The organism is Synechococcus sp. R55.8 (assembly GCF_047461895.1).
GTDB lineage: Bacteria > Cyanobacteriota > Cyanobacteriia > Thermostichales > Thermostichaceae > Thermostichus.
Genome location: NZ_JANSIB010000051.1, coordinates 1 through 2,227 on the forward strand (window position 1 = coordinate 1; position 2,227 = coordinate 2,227).

Here is a 2,227-nt window from a genome sequence, read left to right on the forward strand (position 1 = left end):
TGCGATCGCTTCTTTCCTGAACCATGTTCAGGAGAGTTCAGCGTGAATGTATCAGAAACCGCTACAATCCAAATCTCAACGAGGCTAAAAGCAACCATGGCACAAGCACTGGAACTCAATACCGAGAACGTCGAGAAAGTCCTGAACGAGCTGCGTCCTTACTTGATGGCCGATGGGGGCAATGTGGAATTGGTGGAAATCGATGGCCCGGTGGTCAAGCTGCGCTTGCAGGGGGCCTGTGGAGCCTGCCCCAGCTCGACCATGACTCTAAAGATGGGCATTGAGCGCAAGTTGCGGGAAAGCATCCCCGACATTTTAGAAGTGGAGCAGGTATTCTGAGAGGCCCTTCTTCCGCTTTGGGTTTTTGTGAGATTTCTTTAGGATTCTTCTCAAGTGTTGGATTGGGTGCCTTGATCAACTTGATCAACAGTCCCATGGTCTCTGGGTAGCCTCGGGTGGCTCTCTGCTCCCCACTTCTTTCTTCTGTGCCTTCTTCAGAGCTAGCGCATGTCTGTTCTCCTCTCCATCGCCATTCTCGCCCTGCTGATCCTGGTGCATGAGGCAGGGCACTTTGCGGCAGCCAAACTCCAAGGGATCCACGTCAACCGCTTCTCGCTGGGGTTTGGCCCGGTGTTGTGGCGATACCAGGGCAAGGAGACAGAGTACGCCATTCGCGCCCTGCCGCTGGGGGGCTACGTGGGCTTTCCTGACGAGGATGAACATTCTCCCTACCCGCCCGACGACCCGGATCTGCTGAAAAACCGCCCCGTGCTGGATCGCCTGGTGGTGATGAGTGCGGGGGTGATGGCCAACCTGCTCTTCGCCTATCTGGTGCTGGTGTTGATGTTCGCCTCGGTGGGGATCCCCTCGGTAACGCGCCTCCATCCCGGCATTCTCATCCCTCAGGTGATGCCCGATAGCCCGGCGGAGCGGGCCGGCCTGAAGGCAGGGGATGTGGTGTTGCAGGCAGCCGATCGCGATTACAGGGGGATTGCCGACGAGACGGCGGCCTTGGCAGCTCTGAACGATTTTCAGGTGCTGATCCGCAGCAGCGAGAACCGGCCCATTCCCCTGGAGGTGCAGCGTGGGGAAGGGGATCCCCTGCAATTGACGGTGATCCCAGAGGTGCGGGGAGAGACGGTGGCCATTGGAGTGACCTTGGCCCCCCACCAGGAGGTGACCTTGCGTCCCCCTCAGAGTGTGGCTGAGATCCTCACGGAGGCGGGAAATGCCTACCAGCGGGTGGTGATGCTCAATCTGAACGGCCTGCAGCAGTTGGTTCAGAATTTCCAAAGCACGGCTGCTCAGGTCTCCGGCCCGGTGGGGATCGTCAAGATCGGGGCCGACCTGGCCCGCGATGACGCCGCCAGCCTGTTTAATTTCACCGCTTTGATTAGCATTAACCTGGCCTTTCTCAACCTGTTGCCCCTGCCCGCCTTGGACGGGGGACACATTGCCTTTTTGATCCTGGAGGCGATCCGCGGCAAACGGCTGCCCAAGCATCTGGAGGAGCGGGTGATGCAGACGGGCTTGGTGTTGTTACTGGGATTGGGGGTGGTGCTGATCTTCAAAGACACCCTCGCCATTGTCACCGGGTCGGGCTAGGGGAAGATGGCCAGCAAACGGGCCCTGCGCCAGCGAGCTTTGGAGATCCTGCTCCGGCTGAAGCGCCACTACCCCAACTCCACCTGTGCCCTCCACTACCAGACGCCGCTGCAGCTCTTGGTGGCAACCATCCTCTCCGCTCAGTGTACGGATGAGCGGGTGAATCAGGTAACGCCGGAGCTGTTTCGTCGCTTCCCGGATGCCCAGGCCCTGGCGACAGCGCCGCGAGAGGAGATCGAGGCTCTCATCCATTCCACCGGCTTCTATCGCAACAAGGCCAAACACATTCAGGAAGCCTGCCGCAAGATCTTGAGCGATTTCGGTGGTCAAGTGCCCCGCACCATGCCGGAGCTGCTCACCCTACCCGGCGTAGCCCGCAAGACGGCCAATGTGGTGTTGGCTCATGCTTTTGGCATCCATGCCGGGGTTACCGTCGATACCCATGTCAAGCGCCTCAGCCGCCGCCTCGGCCTCACTGAGCACGAGGATCCCGTGCGCATCGAAAAGGATCTGAAGCAGTTGTTGCCGCAGGCGGATTGGGAGAACTGGTCTATCCGTCTGATCGACCACGGGCGGGCCATCTGCACTGCCCGCAGGCCTCTGTGCCAGCAATGTTTTTTGG

Annotated in this window: 3 protein-coding genes; all 3 read left to right on the forward strand. The window is 59.6% G+C overall.

Annotation, left to right across the window (positions count from 1 at the left end):
- The first annotated feature begins 96 nt into the window (after nt 1-96).
- Nucleotides 97-339, forward strand: a complete 243-nt coding sequence (locus tag NW829_RS06755) for a NifU family protein (protein WP_011432622.1) — start codon at nt 97-99, stop codon at nt 337-339.
- 168 nt (nt 340-507) lie between these two features.
- Entirely contained in the window at nt 508-1,605 is a 1,098-nt protein-coding gene (gene rseP, locus NW829_RS06760; protein ID WP_414344642.1) for an RIP metalloprotease RseP, read from the forward strand.
- 6 nt (nt 1,606-1,611) lie between these two features.
- Nucleotides 1,612-2,227, forward strand: a 616-nt coding sequence (nth, locus tag NW829_RS06765) for an endonuclease III (RefSeq protein ID WP_414416725.1), incomplete at its 3' end; no start/stop codon positions are given.

Coding starts and splice junctions, on each gene's coding strand:
- rseP (WP_414344642.1), top strand. CDS start 508: ATGTCTGTTCTCCTCTCCATCGCCATTCTCGCCCTGCTGATCCTGGTG.
- NW829_RS06755 (WP_011432622.1), top strand. CDS start 97: ATGGCACAAGCACTGGAACTCAATACCGAGAACGTCGAGAAAGTCCTG.